Source organism: Candidatus Sulfurimonas baltica, from assembly GCF_015265455.1.
Taxonomy (GTDB): Bacteria; Campylobacterota; Campylobacteria; order Campylobacterales; family Sulfurimonadaceae; genus Sulfurimonas; species Sulfurimonas baltica.
The window spans coordinates 136,354-158,719 of the sequence record NZ_CP054492.1; the positions used below are offsets into that span (position 1 = coordinate 136,354).

Here is a 22,366-nt window from a genome sequence, read left to right on the forward strand (position 1 = left end):
ATTAATAGGAATATATATGTATAAAATTTTTTTGATTCTTCTGTTTAGTGCAATATTAAATGCGGAGTTGGTTAACGGTGTTGCGGTTGTTGTAAAAGGTGAAGCTATAACCCTTCACGATATAAGAGAAGAGATGCGAATCTCTAAGCTAACCATTAATGAAGCCACTGACACACTAATAAGAAAAAAACTCGAAGAGCTTGAGATAAAAGAGAGAAAAATCAGCGTCGATAGCAGTGAAGTTTATGACCATATAAAGCAGACAGCTGCTAAAAATAATATGAGTATAAGTGAGTTTTATGAGGCAGTTAGAAACTCTAGTGGATTAAGCTCTACAGAGTTTAAAGAAACAACAAAAGAGAAACTGCTCTCTCAAAAACTATACTCTGCAATAGCTTACACATCAGTTTCAATGCCAAGCGAAGAGGAATCAAAAGAGTATTTTGAACTTCATAAAAATGAGTTTGCCCATCCAAGTATTTTTAATGTTATTATTTACAACACTAAAGATGAGTCATTGCTTCAAAAGAAAATCAATAGTCCAATGTTTTACTCAGCAGATATAAAAGAAGATCAGCAAAAACTTGATTATGAAAAAATTTCACCGGAATTAGCAGGATTTTTACAACAGCAAAAAGTAAATAGTTTCAGCCCAATTGTTCCTGATGGAAAAGGCGGGTATATGTCTTTTTATATAAAAGAGATTGATGGTGCAAAAGAAGCAACATACGATAGTGTTAAAGAGCAAATAATTAATTTTATAATGGGTAAAAAAAGAGAACAGGTTCTTAGTGATTACTTTGCAAGACTTCGTGATGGCGCAGATATTAAAGTTATTAGAGAAGCAAAATAGATGTTAAATGATGAAAATTTTATAAAAATTGCATTGGAGTTGGCAACAGCTTCAAAGTGTGTATCCAAGCAGGTTGGAGCAGTTATTGTAAAAGATGGAAGAATCTTAAGTACAGGTTACAATGGTACCCCAGCAGGCTATAAAAACTGTTGCGATCATTGGGATGGCGAGTACACAAAAGATCATCACGAGTGGTCCAAAACATATGAGATACACGCTGAGATGAATGCAATAATTTGGGCAGCAAGAAAAGGTATCTGTGTAGAGGGCGCTACTATTTATGTAACTTTAGAGCCTTGCAGTGAGTGCAGTAAAAACTTAATTGCCAGTGGCATTATAAGAATAGTGTATTCAAAGCCGTATGAGCACACGCACTCAGACACAATCTCAAAATTTATTAAAGATAACGGAGTGAGCATCGAGCAACTCACTCATAAGGAGTAATTTATGAATGAACAAGAAGAGCTAGCTGCTGAGATAGGAAAACATCTTATACAGCCTGAAAACTATGGAAAACTTGAAGATGCAAACTGTACTGGGGTTGCCGTAGATCACGCTGGTAAGAGTTATGTTATTATGTATATAAAAAGAGATGAAAATACAATCTTGGATGTTATGTTTGGGACAAATGATCCTGAAGATATTACGACTCTTGGCTCTATTTTCACAGAGATGATTAAGGGTGATGATATTGAGAGTGCAAATATTGCTGTAAAAGGCTTGGAAGAGGAAGTGAGAGAGATGGTAAACTCAAATATTACTTCTGATGAGTATAGCCACGCAATAATGAAACATCAAGATAATGCCAACATGGTCATACTTTCGTTTCGTGCCGCTATGCGTCATTATGAACGTCAGCAAGAGGGGATAGAAGAGGAGCAGTTTGAGATGAGTTTAGTTAAAGCTTGTCCTCCATCATCTGCTCAAGCCTGCCAAATGAAGTAAAAATAGAGTAATAAATCAGTATGACAATTGATTTAAAACAGAAGAGTTCCTCAGAGATACTTAAGTGTTTTGAGAATCTAAATATAGAAGATGGCGAAGTTATATATGTAGAAGTTTTAGAATCAGATATTGAATCAATCGGCTACAAATCTTTTATAGATTTGGCACAAATATTTTTTATGAAAATGCTTACTCCAATTCACAAAGAGAATAATACTATTGTCTTGAAATTTAAAAAACTAAATCAACAAAACTCTTTTCATAAGGCACAGACAAGCAGTGAAAAATACGGTGTAGAGAGTCAGTTTTTTAGCGTTGATAAAACAAAACAGTTCACTTTTTTATACCACTACCAACAAGCGCTGAAATTTATAAACATAGATAGTAAAAAGAGAGTTCTAAACCTTGGTGTAAACAAAGGTGATGAGTTTACAGTTATAAAAGAGATGCTTACATGTAACGAGTTTGAGAACAAAGAATTTGTTGGCATAGACTATTGTGCTTCTGCTATAGAGTATGCTTCACGAGAGTTTGCGCAAGATACCAATGTAACATTCGCATGTCAAGATATAAATCAACTTCATGAGTCTGACTTGGGCAGATTCGATTTAATAATCTCAATAGGGACACTGCAAAGTTCAAACATAGAGTTTAATGCTACTTTTATGTCCTTGTATCAAAACCACTTAGAAAAAGACGGTTCCATAATACTTGGATTTCCAAACTGTAGATGGATTGACGGCGAGATGGTTTATGGGGCGAAAGCACCAAACTATAGCTTTAATGAGATGAGTTTGGTTTTAAAAGATATACATTTTTGTAAAAAGTATCTGCAACAAAAAAAGTATAGAGTAATTATTACTGGAAAAGATTATCTATTTTTGACAGCAAGAAAGATAGTTTAGGTATAATGTTGTTTAAAATATCCCCTCCCACCTTCGCAATATAAGCATATCGTATAAAAATAATAAATAATTAGTATAATTCTTTTTTTTTAGCTATAATCCCCACATAATTAACATTTGATGTTTTTCAGCAAAATGTTAAATTTCTATCAACAAAATAAAGGAAAAAGCAGATGAAATTTGTATCAATTGTAATGGGTTCTAAAAGTGATTATGAGGTTATGAAGTCGTGTTCACAAACACTAGAGTCTTTTGGTGTTAGATTTGAGATGATTGTATCTTCTGCACACCGCTCACCGGCAAGAACTGCGGAGTATATTGAGAGTGCTGAAAAAAAAGGTGCTCAAGTTTTTATAGCTGCAGCGGGAATGGCTGCACACTTAGCCGGCGTTTTATCTTCCAAAACTGTTAAGCCAATTATCGGTGTACCAATGAGTGCATCAGCTCTTGGCGGAATAGATGCATTACTTTCTACTGTTCAAATGCCTGCAGGAATGCCGGTTGCCACAGTTGCCATAGGCAAAGCCGGAGCTATAAACTCTGCTTATTTAGCTATGCAAATACTTGCACTCAATAATGAAGAGTTAGCTTCAAAATTAAAAGAAGACCGTGTAACAAAAGCTAAAAATGTTGAAAAAGATTCTTCAGAAATAGAGACAATTATAGCCGTATAGAGCTCTAAAAAGGATATTTATGCCAATAACTAAGCTTCTAGACGATAATTGTAAAAAAAGGATAAAACCTACTCTTTTAAGAGATGTTAAAACTGAAGCTTTGCTTGTTTTTTCCAGAACGGCTCTTGAGAGATATTTTGAGCAGATAGATGAGGCCGGATATAAACCTAGCGTTGGGACAGAGGAAGATACAATTTACGTATATGAGACTCTAAGAAAGTTGCTGGCTAATCTTCAAGAGTGCGTTGTTAATGTGGATTATGCTATCAATCTAGTTCAAGGTGCTAAAAAGTACCCAGAACTTAGATCGTTAGCTAAACTTGAAGAGCCTTTAATTAACTACTATGATGTAATGGCAGAAAAAGTATCAAAATATTATGCGGATAAGCCAGCTTACTTGCCGGAATGTTTGGTTATTTGTTTACTGGGAGATTGGATTTTAGAAGAGGAAAAGTCGGTAAGCTTGTACCCATTTTTAAAAGAGATAGATTTTTTGGATTTAATAGGTAAATTTGAATCTAACAGAAAATCTTTTGAAAAAAATGATGAGTGTAAAATTAGTGAAGTTCATGAGCTCTCTTTTAAAATTATTGAAAAACTTAAAAACAAAAAATACAAGGTAAATAAAGCGAGAGTTTCAAAAACTCGAAAGAAATAAGTGTGAAGTAAGAATTACTATTGTTTGTTCTGAGATATACTACTTAATGTAAAATTCACAAGGAAACTAATATGGATAATTTTGGTCTTATGCAGGGAAATGAGCTTTTTCAAAAGAGTTATTTTAAGGCTCATGAAAAAGAGCTTATCTCATTGGCTAAAAAAGGTCAGCATCCAAAAGCTCTCTACATAGGGTGTTCTGACTCTAGAGTAGTTCCGGATTTGATGACAAGCAGCACTCCTGGCGATTTGTTTGTTGTGAGAAATATTGGTAATTTTGTAGCACCTTATAAGCCTGATGAAGATTTTCACTCAACAGCCTCAGCGATAGAGTATGCGGTTAGTGTCTTAAAAGTGAAGAACATTATAGTTTGCGGGCATACTCATTGTGGAGCTATTGCGGCACTTCACAATAAAAGTTGCGCAAATGATCCTGAGCTGATTCACACTAAGACATGGCTTACTCTTGGCGAGGGCGCAAAATCACAGGCTCTTTTAGCCTTAGGCTTAAAAGCCGACAAAGAGGTTCTTTACCGCCTCACAGAAAAACTTTCAGTTATTTCTCAACTGGAAAATCTTTTAACATACCCATCAGTAAGCAAGAGAGTTGATAGTGGTGAAATAGTTATTCATGGCTGGGTATATGATATAGAGAGTGGCGAGATAGAGTACTATAACCCTGAAAATTCACAGTTTGAGTCACTGAGTTCACTTAGAGAAGAGTAGTAGATTAGAGTAACCACTTTTTAATCCAAACACTAAGGACATAAAGTCCCCAAATATGCTGTTTGAATTCCCCTCGGTCGGCACCTTTTATGTACTCGTCAAGTTTCTCTTTTTTAAACAGCCCACTTTGCTTATTTACCTCTTGAATCAGCTCTATTTTTCTGCTGTTTATCAAGTACTCCATATACGGATTTGAGAATCCTTTTTTCTTTCTGGATAGTATTTTTTCATTTAAATGCGGCTTTACAATTTTCTTAAGAAGTGCTTTTGTGACACCATCTTCATATCGAAGCTTTGGGTCTATATTAAAAACAGCAGAAGCCAGCTTGTGGTCTAAAAAAGGTGTGCGGGACTCAATGGAGTGAGCCATACTGACACGGTCAAGCTTAGTTAAAAAATGCTCTGCCTGAAAAAGATTTAAATCTATATAGCTGTACCAGATGCTCTCATCTACATGTAAAGAATTTTCAAACCTCTCTCTATAGCTTTTGAGATATTTTAACGATTGGTTATCTTTGATATTTCTCTTCATCAGCTCATTTTTTTGTAGGTCTGTAAAGTTCTCTCCGGATGTTCTAAAGAGCAAAGTTTCATCAAAAATCCGCTTGTAATACTCCCACTCCCTATTCATAGAGAAGTTTGAGCGGAAGTATTTTTTCAGCCAGTTTTTGTTGTTTAGTTTAGATAAGCTCTCTATATCTAAATACTCGAAATATTGCCTGTACCCTAAAAATAACTCATCACTCCCCTCACCGCTTAAAACAACTTTGTACCCATCTTTTTTTATTTGCTCAAACAGCAGATAGAGTGGAACTGATGCCGGGTCGTTGAGCGGTTCATCCAAGGTGTCCAAAACTTTGTCACTTGCCTCTATAAAAGCATCTTGAGATATCTCTACCTCTTGATTTTTAAGCCCTAAAAACTCCGCAGACTCCTTAGCATTAGCTCTTTCGTCATACTTGCCAAACTCTTTGTATCCTAGAGTGTAAGTTTGCATGTTGACACCATTTTTAATAGCATAGGCATTTAAGGTCGCACTGTCTATCCCACCCGAGAGCAGTGAAGCCATAGGAACATCAGAATCCAGTCTTATCTCAATAGACTCCTTTAGTAGGTTCTCCAGCATGTTAACAGCTTCATCTTTGTTAGCTATAACGTTTGGTTTGTTATCCAGCAGGTCAAAATATCTTTTCACCTCTACATGTGAATTGTTAAAAGTAAGATACTCCCCAGCGGAGAGTTTTTTAATCCCTTTGAAAAAAGTAAAGGGTGGAGTTGGTGCTAAAAATGACAAGTAGCTCATAAGGGCATCCTCATCCATCTCGACCTTACTTAAAAATGGCGTAAGTGCTTTTATTTCGGAGGCAAATATAAAGCTTTTACCCTCAAGATAAAAGAGAGGTTTTTTGCCAAGTCTGTCACGAAAAAGATAGAGAGTCTCATCATCTAAAAGAGCTATAGCAAACATGCCTCTTAGGTGTTGTACAAACTCTACTCCCCACTTAAGATAGGCGGCTATTATAACCTCGCTATCACTTTGTGTTTTAAATTCAAACTCACATGTTAGCTCTTGTTTTAACTCTTTGAAGTTATAAATCTCCCCATTAAAAGAGAGTAAAATATTCTTTACATGTAGAGGTTGATGTGAGCGGGAGTGGGTGTCGAGTATACTTAGGCGTTGATGAGCAAAAAAAAGGTTTGTTCTTTGTGTGATTCCACAATAATCAGGTCCTCTATGAGCTAAACAAGAGAGTGCTTTTTTAGCTTTTTCTTCCTCATACTCTCCTATGATTCCAAAAATTCCACACATTAATCACGTGCCTTTAGAAATGTTACAGTTATGTCGTTTTCAAAATAATCATCTCTAAATATTACTTTGTCGACATTTAATGCCTTTGCAATATCTTCAATCTGCTGTGTTGTAACATAATTGTATGTTTCACTCTTTTTATCTCCGTGAAGCACATTAAAAATAAATCCATATCTACATGCAGAGAAACAGTTTTGAATAAAAAGATGTACTTCAAATAGCTTAAGTGTATTCATCGCACCACTGCATATGTAATAATCTGCTACAGGGAGGGAGTCTTTGCAAATATCAGCCAGTATGATTTCACAACCGGTGCGCTCTGAGGATATTTCGTACATGTCAATGAGTGAATCTATCCCAATATACTCTTTTAGTTCTTTGGATTTTTTTTGAGTATAGAGGTAAAAATCACCAAATCCGCATCCAGCATCAGCAATAGAGTAGGATGATAAATCATCAGGGAGCATATCTAGAAGAACATCAAACCTAAGCTTCTGAGTCTCTTTTGATATCCAGTTTACACCTTTGGCTGTTATACCGTATTTTTGTATTGCAGAAATATAAAAATTTTTATTAAATGAGTTCAACTGTGATACGTCTTTATCTGTAAGATTATAATTGAAGCTTCTTAACAATTATCGAATTAGATCCTGAATCAAGTTCAGGATGACGGCAGTTCGTCATTCCAAGCTTGACTTGGAATCTAGTTTATAATTTAATCAGCAGAGTTCAATTAATAGATTATATTATAATTTTTTCTAATTAGCACTAACTAGGGTATAATTCCACAAAGAAGATAAAGAGATAATGAATAAATTACAAGAGTACCTAAACTCACATGAACCTAGTGAGGTTCACCCGTCGGATATAGCAAAAATACTTAAGCAGCTTGATGACAGTAAGTTTGCCGATGCCTTAAAACTTGTACCTAGAGATTTGATTGGTGATGTTGCCCTCGCTCTCCCTGACAGGTACTTTGACGACGTAGTAGGTAACCTGAGTGTAGATGAGTTAAGGCATGCGGTAACAGAGCTTGAATCTGACGATCAAGTTGACTTTATGCATGAACTCGTAGAGGTTGATGTCAATATTGCCTCAGAAGTCTTCGAAACACTTGATGATGAAGATAAAAAAGAGATTACAAGGCTTCAAACTTATGATGATGAAGAAGCTGGTGCTTACATGCAACTTGAAGTCTTTACGGCAGATAAAGATGAAGTTGTACATGATGTAATTAAGAGGTTTGGTGAACTTAGAAAAGCCAAAACTATTGAGAATATTCAAAATCTTTTTATTGTCTCAAGTGATAAAAAACTTCGTTTTACAGTTGGGCTAGATGACCTTCTCGTATTTGATTTTGATAAAACATTACTAGAAAATATTGAGCAGAGTGAAGATAGTTTTGAACCCAAAAAAGCACAAGACAGAGAGAGTATTAAAGATGTAGTGCACTATTTTGAAGAGTATGACCTCTCTGTAATGCCGGTTGTTAATGCATATGGCATATTGCTGGGTCGTATTACTTCGGATGATATATATGATATTATCAACGAACAAGCAACAGAGCAGATGTATAATCTTGCAGGTTTGGATGATGAAGCAGAAGAGGATGACGAGATATATAAGGCTGGCAAGAAAAGGGCATCTTGGCTTAGCTTAAACCTTTTTACCGCAATATTTGCCTCTTTAGTCATCGGTCTTTTTGCCGATACATTGGAGAGTATGGTGGCACTTGCAGTACTTATGCCCATTGTCGCTTCAATGGGGGGTAATGCAGGGACTCAAAGCTTGACCGTTGTTGTTAGACAGCTTGCACTTGGGGATATCTCTCAGGGGGATGCTCTGCGTATTATAAAAAAAGAGGTTGCAATTTCGTTGATGAATGGTATCTTCTTTGCTATAATTATGGGAATTGTAGCCGCTATCTGGTTTGATATGAAAATGCTTGGTGTGGTTATCGCACTTAGTATGGTAATAAACCTTTTGATGGCAGGTTTTTTTGGTGCGGCGATACCACTCTTTTTAAAGAAGATGGATATTGACCCAGCAATTGGAAGTGCTGTGATTTTAACAACAGTAACTGACGTTGTCGGCTTTTTTAGCTTTTTGGCACTAGCCACTATTATATTATTTTAAAGGATATTTAAAAATAAATGGATTTATTAATTCTATTTTTCGTTTTGTCTGTCGGTGTTTCGTTTTTGTGTTCAATTTTAGAAGCTGTGCTTTTATCTGTAAGCATGTCATATGTCTCGGTGTTAGAAAAAGAGAGACCATCGGTCGGAAAACTCTTAAGACACCATAAAAAAAATATAAATAAATCTATAGCCGCTATTTTAATCTTAAATACTATTGCACATACCTTGGGAGCTGCCGCTGTTGGAGCACAAGCTGCTGTTTTGTTTGGGAATGATGCTGTTGTGATTATCTCAATTATTATGACCTTTGCTATTCTTTTTCTTTCAGAAATTATTCCTAAAACAATCGGTGCAGTATATTGGAAGCAATTAGCTCCTGCAGCAGCTCAATTCATTAGATTTTTTATTTGGATTACATATCCTATTATTTTAACAACTCTTTTTGTAACTAACAGAATATCAAAAGGGAACGAGTTTGCAAATAGTTTAACCAAAGAGGAACTGCTCCACAGTATGCTTCTTAGTGAAGATGACGGTGTTATTGATGAAAAAGAATCAGACTTTATAGAGAACATATTAAACTTTAACAAGATAAAGGTAAAAGAGGTTTTAACGCCTAGAAGTGTTGTCTTTGCACTTGAAGAAAAAATGAGCATTAAAGAGATTATTGATACACAAAGTGATATTTTTAAATTTTCTCGAATACCGGTTTACAGCGGCTCTTTAGAGAATGTAACAGGTATAGTTTTGACAAAAAAAATATTCAGACAAGCCTTAGAAGACGATAGTGTAACTGTAGGTTCTATTCAAAAAGACATCTTCGTTATTAATGAGAATATTCCGGTGAGCAAAGCGCTTGACCTGTTCATATCTAAAAAAGACCATATGTTTTTGGTTGTAGACAGTTACCATCAAACAGATGGAATAATAACGCTTGAAGATTGTATAGAGACTATTTTAGGTGTTGAAATTGTAGATGAGAGTGACTCTATAGATGACATGCGTGAGCTTGCCAAGCTTCAAATGAAACTAAAAAGAAAAGATAGTGAAAGTAGAAACTGCGAAGTGAAAGAGACTTTACTCTAAAACTTCGCTCATATTGATGTTAGCTCCAACTTCTTCTGAGAGTTTATCTAACAGAGAGAATAGTGAATTTGAATGTCCTTCTGCATCTTTAAATCTTTTTGAGACATCCTCTTTACTGTCAACTTTGGTCATACAACCAGAAGTTAACACACACTCTAGATTTTCATTAATAAGCCTGTGAAACTCTAGATGATGAGATTCCATCTGCTTAAACGTAGTGTTGTTTGCAAATAGTTTTTGCCCAATAGTGTAGTACCATAAACCAAATCCGCAATGTTTATGATCTTTTTTAAGTTCTTGTGTAACTGTTCCGTTTACAACCGCAGAATAAGCATTCGATTTAAATAGAATATGGTGAATTTTATAGTTTGACAAAAAGAGTGCAAAACTGCTCTGGTTTGCTAGTTGTGATGTTTTTGACAAATCATTTGTAAAACTGCTCATAGTATTTGAAAAATTATTCATAGTATCACTTGTGTCGTTTGAAATAGTGTTCATAGCACTAGCATTTTCAGATATTCCGCTTGATTGCTGTTGTAGATTTTGGATAGTAATACTTATTTCACTAGTTGCTTTTTGAGTGCGTTCTGCCAGCTTTCTGACTTCATCAGCAACAACAGCAAAACCACGACCATGCTCGCCTGCACGTGCTGCTTCTATTGCTGCATTTAGAGCAAGCAGGTTGGTTTGGTCCGCAATATCTTTTATGAGATTTACTACCATAGTTATATTATTGACGTTTGAATCCATTTCCGTTATTGCATCTGCTGTATTTGTAACAAGCTCACTAAGATGAGAAATTTGAGTCGTAGTTGTCTCAACAGCAGATAAAGTTTCTTGAGCAGAAGTTGATGCTTTAGAAGTGCTAGCTGTTACTTCACTAAATGATTTTTCAGTTTTATTTATACCATTTGTGATTACATCTAGGTTGCCCTTCATCCCTCCGTTAAAAGTAGAAAAAGAAGTTGATAACATACCTGTTAGTTTGTATTTCTCATTTGCTTTCATTGAAGTAACAGCTTTTTGGATGGTGTTGGCTGTTTCTTGGAATTCCCCTCGTAGTCCAGAAGGAAACATGCTTCTGTGCATTTGACCTTTGCTTACCGCTTCTATAGTATTTCTAGTTTCTCTTAAAATTACTTCCATTTGATCAAGTGAATTATTTATATTCCATGCTATGTTTTCTAGTGGAGTTTCATTTGCATGTAAGACGATACGGGTAGCCAACTTGCCCTCTTTAACACTTTTTAAAACATTGTCTATATTAATCATCAACTCTGTATCTTTAGAAGTAGATGATGTTTTACTTTGGATAAAAAGAGAACCAACAGCTAAAACTAATAAAATAGAAGCAACTATAATTTGAGAATTTATAGCTAAAAAAATACTCCCAACTATAACTAGAATTAAGAGAACTAGTATGTTTTGATTTTTAATATTTGTCATTTTAGTTTCCTGTTCTTATGTCTTTTTGAAGGTTTATAACAAACTCATCATAGCTTGTTTTTTTCTCAGCTAAGAAATTAGCTAAAATTTTTCCTGATGCGTCAGAGCCACCTTTATTTTCAGCATCCAAAAGAAGTTTGTATATAGGGGCTATTGCATCAATAGCACTTCGAGGAGGTTTTCTTCTTACAGACGTATAGCTGATAATGTTTCCTCTTGAATCTAAATCAGCTGTTATGTAAGTAAAAACCCAGTAGTACCCACCATCTGCACATAAGTTTTTAACAAATCCAAAAAACTCTTGTTTGCTCTGTATTAAATCCCAAGCAACCTTAAAAGCAATGCGTGGCATATCAGGATGTCTAATGAGGTTGTGGTTTGCTCCAATTAAACTTGAAGCTGGATATCCGGCCATTTTTGTAAATATTTCATTGCAGTAAGTGATTTTACCTTTAGTATCTGTTTTAGACACAATAAAGTCATTATCACCAAGTTTTTTTTCGCTGTCTCTTATATTTTTAGGAGAATCAAGCTTGGACAATGTTTTGGTGGACATAAAAAATCCTCATTATAGATAATTGTTAAAGAATCATATCTAATTAAAAATTAAAAATTATATTAATAAATATGTTACATTCCCGGAATTCTTGGTATTTTGCCAAGTTTAGAGTATCTGCAGTAGCTGCCCCATGCTTTTTTAAGCCAATGACCAATCACAGGCAGCGGAATCATAAAAGCTCTTTTTTCATCTCTGTAGATAAATGAAGCACCATCTCCACTGTCCATAATACAAAGGATGTTTAGATGTTCATGGTAACCTTTGAAGTTTGTGTTATTGTTGTCTTTTTCTTGAATATTATGGGCAACATTTTTAGCCATAACTTCAGCAATATGACCTTGTTTTGCTCTCCACTCATAGCCTTCAAGTGCGACTGAATCTCCTATTGCATATATGTTAGTAGGCATTGCAGGGTCTTTAAAAATCACATTGGAGTAATCATCTGTTTTTATAAATCCAGCTTCATTAAGGGGAAGGTCAGACAATTTTGCAACTTCATGTCCGTCACCCGCCGGAATAAACATGGTAAAATCTGATTCTAGTTTAGAGTCATCTTCAAAAATAATACCGTCTTTTTCAAACATTTTTATTTTTTTTCCAAAGTGTTGGTTAATATCTAACATGTTAAAAAACTTATTCATCATCTTCAGTGCTTTGGGACCCATTCTTTTTCCAGGCTCAGGCATTGGTGCAAAAAATGTTAACTCGAATTTGTCTCTAATCCCTTTTTTCTTTAAAAGATTGTGCACATTAAAAAGTAGCTCAAAGCCGGGACCACCACGAACAGCAGAGGTATCATTAGGGTTGCCTCCGAAACCAAAGCAGATTTTACCACTCCCTTTTTTTATAATTTCATCAATCTTATCGCGTATCATAAGCGACTGCTCCGGTGCACCACATATAGAGAGTGTGTTTTCAATCCCTTTATGTTTCATTTTAGATGCGCCAATACCAATAACAAGATGGTCATACTCATTTAAAACAGTTCCACTTTTGAGTGTTACAGCGCTGTTTTTTGCGTCTATTTTAGAAACAGAGTCAATGATAAGCTCAAATCCATGAGCATTTTTCAGCTCATTCATATCTACACAAACGTCACTAAATTCAGACTCTCTAGTTGGAATCCAGATTGATGTAGGATATATGTAGAAGTAGTCCCTATCGCTAACTAAAGTAACTTTGTAGTTTGCTTTTCGTAAATATATTGCAGCCTCTAAACCAGCAAAACCGCCACCGAGAATAAGTGCATTTTTCATAATTTAACCTTATAAATATAATAAGAAATATTACACTGTAAGATGTTAAAAACTAATTAATTACTTTTTTTATTTATAAAATACACAGCAAACAAACTAAGTGTCCCACCTATAATTATATGTGTCTGAATATCTTCATCGAGCACAATCCAAGCAATTAAAAGGGCGAAAAGAGGAACAAGGAACATAAATGAGCTTGTTTTTTCACTACCAAGCTTACCGGATGCTGTAAAAAATATAGTTGTAGCAACACTCTGTCCAAGCACCGCCAGATATATAAGAGCTATCCAAAACCTACTTCCTTGATTGAAAACAGACATTAAATCGCTATTAAAGGCATACAAAAATGTAACTACTGTAGCAACAACTGATATAAAAAAACTATAGTGCACAGGGTGAATATGTCTTTGTGAGTGTTGTGAGAGAACTGTTACTCCAGCCCAAATAATTGCACAAAGTAAAAAGTAGATATTAGAGCCATTTAAAAATTGTTCCAAACTGCTTAATTCTAGCATTACTACACCGCCGATCAAGCCCAAAAAAAGCCCAAAATATTGTCTGTCACCAAGTTTGTTTTTAAATACGATGAAAACTAAAAGAGAGGTCATAATGGGGCTAAGTGTAGTGATTATTACACTTCCTGCTCCTGCTAAGCCATATTTAATCCCAAAAAATGAAGAGACCATAAAAGCAATATTCAGAGTTGAGCTAGCAAGCACATATTTCAAGCTGGATTTGTTTAAGATTATTGGTTTTTTAATGAAATAAAGTATTGGAATAAACGAGAGACTCATAAGAAAAAATCTCCAAAATATAATTATATCTACTGGTAAATCATAAGTTAAAATTTTCAGAGCACTCCATCCGCCACCCCATAGAAGCATAGATAACACCAACAAGTGGGTAAAATTTATACCTGGCATACAAACCTTTTGATTATGATTTAATGTTATTTCTTAAGTTAAAACCTGATATTATCATACTTAATTAAATTAAGGGTATAAGTTATGAGAAATGAGCGTTTGTTTAAAGTTGGTGTAAATCTAGTCAGATTTGCGTGGCTGGTGGAGATTGTTGCTGTATTGATAGGTTTTTTAATATCTATAATTGTTTCATACTCTGTCTATTTTCAGATAAATAGAGCAGATGAAGCATTTACATTTGGAGATTACTCAACAATATTGGTAGCGGGATTGCCATTTTTCTTGGTGGCGATTGTAGAGGCTACTAAAATACCAGTAGCAACTGCACTGATGTATGCTAAGCATAGAAGTTGGAGAATAATACTTTTTATAGGATTATTATTGTTGGCGACTATTACTTTTGAGACTATGATTAACGGGTTTGAGAGAAATTTTTCTAACTTAACTTTAACTATAGATGAGAAAAAAAATGATGAACTTTTATTGCAGCATAAGATTGACATTTTAGAAGATAAAAAGAAGAAGATAGATGTTATATCTCCGGAGAGAGTTGAATCTTCTTGGAACCAAAGAATAGCAATTGCAAACGAGAGTTTTAACACAAGAGTAAGCAAACAAAGAGAGTTTATAGAAGCCCAGATAAACTCTTTGTCTAAAAATGACATGGATAAAATTAATGATGAGATCTCAAAACTTTCAGAACAAGAGAGTGAAATATACAAGTCATGGGATAATGAGAGAACTGAGCTAAGAGGGCGAGTGAGAGGTTTGATAAATCAAAATATTGAGGGCTCAACATCTGATAAAGTAAAATTGGCGCAAGAGTTAGATGCACTAAAGGCTGAGATGAAAAGAGAGCTTGATGATTCTAATTTTTTAACAAGACTAGGGATTGAGAATAAATACAGAGCATTAATAGAGAAAAAAGAGAAGAGACTATATGCTGTTACTGATTATGCAGTCGGGTCTAAAGCTATTGAGCAACAAACAAAGTCTGAGGAGCAGCTTCAAGAGCATTTAGCGGTTGTAGCAAAGAATTATCAGGCACGTATTGATACCGTTAGAAATAGGATAGACTACCTAAATAAAAAAATAAAAAGTCATCAAGAAGCTAATGAATTTTTGGAAAACAAGTACAGAAACGAATTAAATACTTTTACTACTAATGCTTCTCAAAACAGAAGAACTACAGTTCAAAAAGCCGCGAATGACAGAAACTATAGCCTTAAAGAGTATGCAAATATCCAAGTAAAAGTCAAAGCTTATGATGAGGAAATATTTAAGCTGATTGAGCAACAACGTGAGATTCATTATGGAATCAATAAGCTTGTAAATCAAAATCAGGTATACCGTGTTGCAACTTACATCAGTGGTAAAGATAATGCAATAGAAGTGCCACGTGATATAGTTGGTCTAGTTGCATTGGTGTGGTTTGCGTCATTGGCATTTATCTGTGCCGTTGCAGGTGTATTTCTTGCAATATCAGGAATATATATACAAAAAATATATTCAGGCGAGTATGAGCTGACGTGATTCAAAAAATTAAAAAATACTCCACAACAAACACCTTGGTAGTTTTTGGAATTATTTTTGGTGCTTTGTTTGGAGTGTTTTTACCTGAACTGGCTCTAAAACAGCAGGTGATTGGACAAATTTTTGTAAGTTTTTTAAAAATGCTGGTAGTCCCTTTAGTTTTTTCAAGTATATATATTGCAATAATGGGACTTGGAAGCTTAAATGATTTAAAATCAATCGGACTCAAAACAATTGGGTTATACCTTCTCACTACAGCTTTAGCTGTTTTGTTAGCTATTGTTGTGATGAACTTAGTGCCAATTGGAGAGCCCACTTCTGTTGAAGGCTTGGAGTACATCAAAGCATCACAAATAGAACCATTCTCCTTTAAATCAATGATACTTAGTTTTATTCCTACAAATATTTTCAACTCTTTAGCAAATGGCTCAATGATGCAAATTATTGTTTTTTCAGTTTTATTTGCCATAGCTTCAATGCATCTGCATGTAAAGAGACAAGAGTTGATGCTTGATTTTTTTACAGCTATTACAAATGCAATGCTTACAATGGCAGAGTGGGTTATTAAACTTACCCCTATTGGGGTTTTTAGTCTTATCTCTTATGTTATTGCAGAACAGGGTGTTGAGATAGTTTTTGGCCTTTGGAAGTATCTGCTGATGGTTATTTCAGTTTTATTTATTCATGCTGTTGTTACCCTTCCGGCTCTGTTAGCCATTTTTGGTAAAATCAATCCATTTAGATATTTAAGTGATATTCGTGAAGCACCAATAATGGCGTTTTCAACCGCTTCAAGTGCAGCAACTCTCCCTGTCTCAATGCGTATTGCAGAAGAAGCGGGCGGAGTTGATGAAAAACATGCATCTTTTGTGCTCCCTTTAGGCGCAACGGTTTCAATGGATGGAACGGCAGCTTATCTTACAATAGCAGTATTGTATATTTCACATTTGGCCGGCATTGATTTGAGTTTAGCAGACCAAGCGCTTTTGGGAATAACCGTGGTTGCACTAAGTGTTGGAGTTGCGGCACTGCCGAGTGCATCTCTTGTTATGATGGTTGTGATTTTAAATCAAATAGGATTGCCTGTTGAGTATATTGCACTTATCATAGCAGTGGATAGGATATTAGACATGGCAAGAACATCTTTGAATGTCACATCAGATTTAGTTGTTGTGAAAATTATTGATCAGATTCAAAAAACAATAATAAAAGAAAAATAGTAAAATAAATATGCTATAATTATTAGAATCGGGAGAGGGCTATGATTAATGCAAGAGAATTAAAAGATATTACAAAAAATTTAACACTGCTTTACGTAGAGGATGAAGATGAGTTGAGAATCTCTGTAGAGAGTTATTTGAGTAAGATATTTGCTAATGTAGTCTCCGCCGCAAATGGCAAAGAGGGGCTGGATTACTACAAAAATGGTCAATTCGATATTGTAATGACGGATATTCAGATGCCAATTATGGATGGTTTGGAGATGTCAAAACAAATAAAAGAGATTAACCATGATCAGGAGATTATTATCACCTCTGCATATGGGGAGACTGTTTATTTTCTTGAGTCAATTCGCATAGGGATTAATGGGTATATTATAAAGCCTATTGACTACATGCAGATGAATCAAGAGTTGTATAAATCTACATTGAAACTCGTTAGTTTTAAAGAAAATGCCGACTATAAACTTCATCTTGAAGATATGGTTGCAGAGCGGACAGAAAAAATCTTGGCTATGGAAGATGAGAGAACAAGAAATTTTGAAAATACAATATTGTCATTTGTTGAGATGATTGAAGACCGCGACACATATACCGGCGGACACTCTCAGCGTGTAGCAAGCTATGCAAAACTCATTGCAAAAGAGATGGGTTTTAGCGATGAAGATTGTGAACTTCTCTACGTGGCGGGTATGATGCACGATATTGGTAAAATTGCCACACCAGATACAATACTGTTGAAGCCTGGCAAACTCAATGATATAGAGTATGAATTAATCAAAGAGCATGCAACGGTAGGTTACGAACTTCTTAATAAAATTCCTATGTACAAGAAGCATGCAGAGATAGTTAGACATCATCATGAGAGATATGACGGAAAAGGTTACCCGCAAGGTCTTGCAGGTGAAGAGATACCATTACTTTCGCATATTTTACTTGTTGCAGATGCTTTTGACTCTATGACAACAAACCGTATCTATAAAGGGCGTAAAAATATTGAAAAAGCGGTAAGAGAGCTTAATGCATTCTCCGGTATGCAGTTTCATCCGGAGGTTGTAAAAAGTGCAATAAAAGTTCTTTCACAAATAGATATAGATACTTTAATAACACAATTGCCTCAAACAGAGATTGAAAAAGAGCGTTTCTCCTATTTTTTCCGTGACCAAATCACAGATGCCTACAATAAGCAGTATCTTGATTTTATATTAGAACGTAATATCCAAAAAGAATATGTGTGTGTTAATAAGCTATACCTTCATAACTTTAATCAATATAACCAAAAAAACAGTTGGGAGGAGGGCGATGTTTTTTTAAACAAGTTTGTTGCTTATTTGCACAAAAACTTCCCTCTATCAACTGTTTTCAGAGTCAATGGGGATGATTTTGTATTAATGAACAAAGAGCATGTGGAGATTGATTTAGAAGAGTTTAAGAAGTTAGATTTTATACAAGATGCCAATGTTAATATAAGTGCTATGCATTTCGACCTAAGAAAAAAGAGTATATCAAACAAACGGGAACTCGAAGAGGCACTGTTGAATGGAGAGCAAGATGATTAAAGATATAAAAGCGCTAAAAGAGATGGTAAAAGAGCTGACAGTGCTCTATGTGGAAGATGAAGATGAGATGAGAAGTGGGAGTGAACTTTTTTTAAAAAAGTTTTTTAATTTTGTCGAGACGGCTAAAGATGGAGAAGAGGGGCTTGAAAAATTTCAGACAAATAGGCACGATATAATTTTCACCGATGTTATGATGCCAAGAATGGACGGGGAGGAGATGATAAAAAAAATTAAAGAGATTGATAACAATATTTTTTGTGTGACGCTAACCGCTTCCGAGGTAAGATTAGAAGATATCAAAGAGATGTGTGATTTATACTACAGAAAGCCAATCTCCTATGATGACATGAATACTGTTTTGCAGGAAATTGTAAAGAAATTCAATTTATAAAATAAATTTTTAAATTATAGGGATGTAAAAAAATGAGGCTTTTCATATTAATAATCACTATTATGTTAACAGCATCACTTTTCGCACATGAAGAGATGAGAATAGGTGTAAGGGCTTATAATGGTAAAGAAGCTGCCATAAAAAAGTGGGGAGAAACTGTTAATGCTCTTAATAAAGAAATCCATGACCATAACATTACTGTAGTGCCGATAGTTACTTTTAAAGATATGGAAAAAGCGGTAGAAGAGCAAACTATTGATTTTATTTTAACAAACCCTACTGAATATGTCGCATTTGAAGTAAGAGACAATGTTCGAAGAATTACCACTCTTATAAATCATGCTGAAGAGGGTGGATTAACTCAGTTCTCATCTATTATTTTTACCAAGGCAGATAGAGACGATATTAATTTCTTGCAAGATACCAAGGGTAAATCTATACTAGGTTTAAAGAAACAGGCATTCGGTGCTTGGCAGATGGCTCATAAAGAGTTCTTAGATAACGGTATTGATCCATTTGAAGATTTGGATGTTAAATTTAACCTAGCTTCTACTCAACAAGAGATTGTATACGCTGTACTAAATGGTAAAGCAGATTTAGGAACAGTAAGAACAGGAGTAATGGAGAGATTGATAAAAGATGGAAAAATATTAACATCTGAAATAAAAGTAATCAATGTTAAAGTAGATAAATTTCCACTTCTTCATAGCACTTCTCTTTATCCCGAGTGGGCATTTGCTTCATTACCACATGTCCCTTTAGAGCTTACAAATAAAGTAGCAATAGCTTTGTTGCAGATAAAACCAGACGATGAGGCTGCTCTACAAGGGGGTTATACAGGCTGGACCACACCTCTTGAGTATACAGTGGTTAGCGACATATTAAAACAACTGAAAGTTTTTCCTTATGAAAATCATGGGAAGATAACTTTAGAGTTAGTATGGCAAGAGTATAAATATACCCTCCTTCTTCTTTCATTGGGTGTCCTATCACTAATGATTTACAATGCACATGTCAATAGTTTAAATGAAAGGTTGGAGCGAAAGGGTAAAAAATTAAAAGAGACAAATGTAGAGCTAGAAAAAGCAACTCTTGAATTATCAAAATTTAGTAAAGAGTTAGAAAAAAGAGTAACTGATGAAGTAGCAGAGAATATGCAAAAAGACAGACTAGTATACCAGCAATCAAAGATGGCATCAATGGGTGAGATGATAGGAAATATTGCACATCAGTGGAGACAGCCAATAGCCATTATATCTATGTGGGCTAACAATATAATAGCAGACATAGATATGGGAAATATTGAAAATGAACAATTAAGAAAATATGCAAACAGTATTAATGCTCAGACACAACATTTGTCACAGACCATAGATGATTTTAGAAACTTTTTTGCTCCAAACAAGGAGAAAAAGACATTCACACTCAAGAACAGCATAGACAAGACAATGTCCCTCTTAACAGCTTCATTTAAAACGCACAGTATTGAACTTATAGAAAATATAGAAGAGATAGAGATAACAGCTTTGGAGAATGAGCTTACCCAAGGCATATTAAATATTATAAAAAATGCAAAAGATATACTCGTTACACTGCCTCGGGAAAGTAGAAAACTTATCTTTGTCAACGTTTACAAACAAGGCAATAGAGCGATTATAGAGATAAAAGACAGTGGTGGAGGAATTCCAGAAAATATAATAGATAAAGTGTTTGAGCCATACTTTACAACGAAGCATAAATCACAAGGGACGGGGATAGGTCTTTATATGACAGAGTCTATAATTACTAAGCATTTACACGGAGAGATAAGTGTTGAAAACTCAGAGTACGATTATGAGGGGAAACATTACAAAGGGGCGGTGTTTGCTATAAGCTTGCCGACTAGTGAGGAAAAAGGGTGAAAGTTGAAATTTAGCCAAAAATTAATATTTATTTTTCTGTTTATTACTACTACTGTACTTTTGAATATAGTGTGGCAAGAGAAGATAGAGCTGCTGAAAAAAGAAAAATATACAGCAGTCACGCAAGAGATACAAGAACAGACAAATATATTAGTTGAAGAGAAGAAAAATGCAACAGTTGCTATTGGTGTCTCATTGTCCTTTGACAAAACTATAAAAGAAGCATTGAAAAAAGATAAAGCAGAGCTAATAAAATTAGGTGAACTCTCAGCATCCTTGCGAAAAAACAGTGATTTTAAAAATGTTTGGTTCCATGTTCTTACAGGAGAGGGAAAATGCTTTTATAGAAGCTGGACAGATAGGAGAGGCGACTCGGTAGTAAATAATAGAATTGATATTGAAGAGATGCTTAAAGATCCAAAAATAATGACAACCATCAGCATTGGCAACTACGATATGACATTTAAGGTAATGATTCCTATTTATGATGAAAAAAATCTACTAGGAATAATGGAAGTAATTACACATTTTAATTCTATCGCCAAAAAACTTGTTAAAAAAGGGATAGAACCCATTATTCTGGCAGATAAAAAGTATAAAAAACAACTTCTATACCCTTTTACAAAACTGTTTATAGATGATTATTATGTAGCCAATCTAAATGCAAATCCTGAATATATGGATATTGTTGAGAAAAAAACTGTAGAACACTTTTTAACTTTAGAAAAAATTTACAATGAAGATAAAGAGAGAGGTAACTTAGAAACACTTTACACGGTGCCTGACATTAAGGGTAACCCTTTGGGATACATCATACTCTTTAAGCCAATCAAGGAAATTGACATGTCAGATATAGAGTGGATGAAAGAGGAGATGGTTTACTACATTGTAATTTTGCTTATCTTATCCGCATCTATATTTTATTATCTTGCAAATAGAAAGATTATTTCTGCTATCTCATCTAAAAACAGAAGTATGAAAAAATTAAATGATTATTTGGAAAAAGCATTAATAGAGGAGAAGGAACTTCAAAGACAGCAGGAAAAAGAGAGACAAATTTTATTCCAGCAATCAAAGATGGCGGCCATGGGTGAGATGATAGGAAATATTGCACACCAGTGGAGACAGCCGATAGCCATTATATCTATGTGGGCTAACAATATAATAGCAGACATAGATATGGGAAATATTGAAAATGAACAATTAAGAAAATATGCAAACAGTATTAATGCTCAGACACAACATTTGTCACAGACCATAGATGATTTTAGAAACTTTTTTGCTCCAAACAAGGAGAAAAAGACATTCACACTCAAGAACAGCATAGACAAGACAATGTCCCTCTTAACAGCTTCATTTAAAACGCACAGTATTGAACTTATAGAAAATATAGAAGAGATAGAGATAACAGCTTTGGAGAATGAGCTTACCCAAGGCATATTAAATATTATAAAAAATGCAAAAGATATACTCGTTACACTGCCTCGGGAAAGTAGAAAACTTATCTTTGTCAACGTTTACAAACAAGGCAATAGAGCGATTATAGAGATAAAAGACAGTGGTGGAGGAATTCCAGAAAATATAATAGATAAAGTGTTTGAGCCATACTTTACAACGAAGCATAAATCACAAGGGACGGGGATAGGTCTTTATATGACAGAGTCTATAATTACTAAGCATTTACACGGAGAGATAAGTGTTGAAAACTCAGAGTACGATTATGAGGGGAAACATTACAAAGGGGCGGTGTTTGCTATAAGCTTGCCAATAAATAAATAAAAGAG

General features: G+C 34.7%; 21 protein-coding genes. 15 read left to right on the forward strand and 6 right to left on the reverse strand.

The window, feature by feature from the left end; translation table 11 throughout:
• The first annotated feature begins 16 nt into the window (after positions 1 to 16).
• From HUE88_RS00685 to HUE88_RS00715, 7 genes are all read left to right on the forward strand, one after another.
• Positions 17 to 853, forward strand: a complete 837-nt coding sequence (locus tag HUE88_RS00685) for a peptidylprolyl isomerase (RefSeq protein WP_194370105.1) — start codon at positions 17 to 19, stop codon at positions 851 to 853.
• The gene (locus HUE88_RS00690; protein WP_194370107.1) at positions 854 to 1,297 is read left to right on the forward strand and encodes a deoxycytidylate deaminase; all 444 of its coding nucleotides are present in this window, start codon (positions 854 to 856) and stop codon (positions 1,295 to 1,297) included.
• 3 nt (positions 1,298 to 1,300) lie between these two features.
• On the forward strand, positions 1,301 to 1,798 hold the full coding sequence (locus tag HUE88_RS00695; protein ID WP_194370109.1) for an iron-sulfur cluster assembly scaffold protein: 498 nt from the start codon (positions 1,301 to 1,303) through the stop codon (positions 1,796 to 1,798).
• Positions 1,799 to 1,818: 20 nt separating this feature from the next.
• A complete protein-coding gene (locus HUE88_RS00700) occupies positions 1,819 to 2,703 on the forward strand; it encodes a class I SAM-dependent methyltransferase (protein ID WP_194370111.1) in 885 nt (294 codons plus the stop codon).
• A 173-nt stretch (positions 2,704 to 2,876) separates the two neighbouring features.
• A complete protein-coding gene (gene purE, locus HUE88_RS00705; RefSeq protein WP_194370113.1) occupies positions 2,877 to 3,377 on the forward strand; it encodes a 5-(carboxyamino)imidazole ribonucleotide mutase in 501 nt (166 codons plus the stop codon).
• A gap of 19 nt (positions 3,378 to 3,396) precedes the next feature.
• Positions 3,397 to 4,035 carry a hypothetical protein gene (locus HUE88_RS00710; protein ID WP_194370115.1) on the forward strand — a complete coding sequence of 213 codons (639 nt, stop codon included), beginning with the start codon at positions 3,397 to 3,399 and terminating at the stop codon, positions 4,033 to 4,035.
• 71 nt (positions 4,036 to 4,106) lie between these two features.
• On the forward strand, positions 4,107 to 4,760 hold the full coding sequence (locus HUE88_RS00715) for a carbonic anhydrase (RefSeq protein ID WP_194370117.1): 654 nt from the start codon (positions 4,107 to 4,109) through the stop codon (positions 4,758 to 4,760).
• 4 nt (positions 4,761 to 4,764) lie between these two features.
• On the opposite strand, the gene asnB is transcribed toward HUE88_RS00715, so the two are convergent.
• Together asnB and HUE88_RS00725 are read right to left on the reverse strand one after the other, a co-directional pair.
• Positions 4,765 to 6,570 carry an asparagine synthase (glutamine-hydrolyzing) gene (gene asnB / locus HUE88_RS00720; RefSeq protein WP_194370119.1) on the reverse strand — a complete coding sequence of 602 codons (1,806 nt, stop codon included), beginning with the start codon at positions 6,568 to 6,570 and terminating at the stop codon, positions 4,765 to 4,767.
• Positions 6,570 to 7,157 (reverse strand): class I SAM-dependent methyltransferase, encoded by a 588-nt coding sequence (locus tag HUE88_RS00725; protein ID WP_194370121.1) that lies wholly within the window; start codon positions 7,155 to 7,157, stop codon positions 6,570 to 6,572. Before HUE88_RS00725 ends, asnB begins: the two co-directional genes overlap by 1 nt.
• A 220-nt stretch (positions 7,158 to 7,377) precedes the next feature.
• Here HUE88_RS00725 and mgtE point away from each other — a divergent pair, with 220 nt between their 5' ends.
• On the forward strand, positions 7,378 to 8,706 hold the full coding sequence (gene mgtE / locus HUE88_RS00730) for a magnesium transporter (RefSeq protein WP_194370123.1): 1,329 nt from the start codon (positions 7,378 to 7,380) through the stop codon (positions 8,704 to 8,706).
• 17 nt (positions 8,707 to 8,723) lie between these two features.
• The gene (locus HUE88_RS00735) at positions 8,724 to 9,794 is read left to right on the forward strand and encodes a CNNM domain-containing protein (RefSeq protein WP_194370125.1); all 1,071 of its coding nucleotides are present in this window, start codon (positions 8,724 to 8,726) and stop codon (positions 9,792 to 9,794) included.
• Here the strand turns inward: HUE88_RS00735 and HUE88_RS14065 are convergent.
• From HUE88_RS14065 to HUE88_RS00755, 4 genes are all read right to left on the reverse strand, one after another.
• Positions 9,786 to 11,240: a methyl-accepting chemotaxis protein gene (locus HUE88_RS14065; protein ID WP_194370127.1), complete on the reverse strand. Its 1,455-nt coding sequence runs from the start codon at positions 11,238 to 11,240 to the stop codon at positions 9,786 to 9,788. The two genes, HUE88_RS00735 and HUE88_RS14065, sit on opposite strands and share 9 nt — an antisense overlap.
• Before the next feature lies 1 nt (position 11,241).
• Positions 11,242 to 11,796 carry a PAS domain-containing protein gene (locus HUE88_RS00745; protein WP_194370129.1) on the reverse strand — a complete coding sequence of 185 codons (555 nt, stop codon included), beginning with the start codon at positions 11,794 to 11,796 and terminating at the stop codon, positions 11,242 to 11,244.
• Between the two features lie 74 nt (positions 11,797 to 11,870).
• Complete coding sequence (locus HUE88_RS00750) at positions 11,871 to 13,055, reverse strand: NAD(P)/FAD-dependent oxidoreductase (RefSeq protein ID WP_194370131.1); 1,185 nt, start codon at positions 13,053 to 13,055, stop codon at positions 11,871 to 11,873.
• Between the two features lie 56 nt (positions 13,056 to 13,111).
• Positions 13,112 to 13,978 (reverse strand): DMT family transporter, encoded by an 867-nt coding sequence (locus HUE88_RS00755; protein WP_194370133.1) that lies wholly within the window; start codon positions 13,976 to 13,978, stop codon positions 13,112 to 13,114.
• Positions 13,979 to 14,062: 84 nt separating this feature from the next.
• Here HUE88_RS00755 and HUE88_RS00760 point away from each other — a divergent pair, with 84 nt between their 5' ends.
• The 6 genes from HUE88_RS00760 (at position 14,063) to HUE88_RS00785 (ending at position 22,361) form a co-directional block, all read left to right on the forward strand.
• On the forward strand, positions 14,063 to 15,511 hold the full coding sequence (locus tag HUE88_RS00760; protein ID WP_194370135.1) for a hypothetical protein: 1,449 nt from the start codon (positions 14,063 to 14,065) through the stop codon (positions 15,509 to 15,511).
• Entirely contained in the window at positions 15,508 to 16,731 is a 1,224-nt protein-coding gene (locus HUE88_RS00765; RefSeq protein WP_194370137.1) for a dicarboxylate/amino acid:cation symporter, read from the forward strand. Before HUE88_RS00760 ends, HUE88_RS00765 begins: the two co-directional genes overlap by 4 nt.
• A gap of 41 nt (positions 16,732 to 16,772) precedes the next feature.
• On the forward strand, positions 16,773 to 18,290 hold the full coding sequence (locus HUE88_RS00770) for an HD domain-containing phosphohydrolase (protein WP_194370139.1): 1,518 nt from the start codon (positions 16,773 to 16,775) through the stop codon (positions 18,288 to 18,290).
• Complete coding sequence (locus HUE88_RS00775; RefSeq protein WP_194370140.1) at positions 18,283 to 18,681, forward strand: response regulator; 399 nt, start codon at positions 18,283 to 18,285, stop codon at positions 18,679 to 18,681. The genes HUE88_RS00770 and HUE88_RS00775 overlap by 8 nt, the downstream gene beginning before the upstream one ends.
• 62 nt (positions 18,682 to 18,743) lie before the next feature.
• Complete coding sequence (locus HUE88_RS00780; RefSeq protein ID WP_194370142.1) at positions 18,744 to 20,582, forward strand: sensor histidine kinase; 1,839 nt, start codon at positions 18,744 to 18,746, stop codon at positions 20,580 to 20,582.
• Positions 20,583 to 20,651: 69 nt separating this feature from the next.
• A complete protein-coding gene (locus HUE88_RS00785; protein WP_229860217.1) occupies positions 20,652 to 22,361 on the forward strand; it encodes an ATP-binding protein in 1,710 nt (569 codons plus the stop codon).
• Positions 22,362 to 22,366 lie beyond the last annotated feature (5 nt).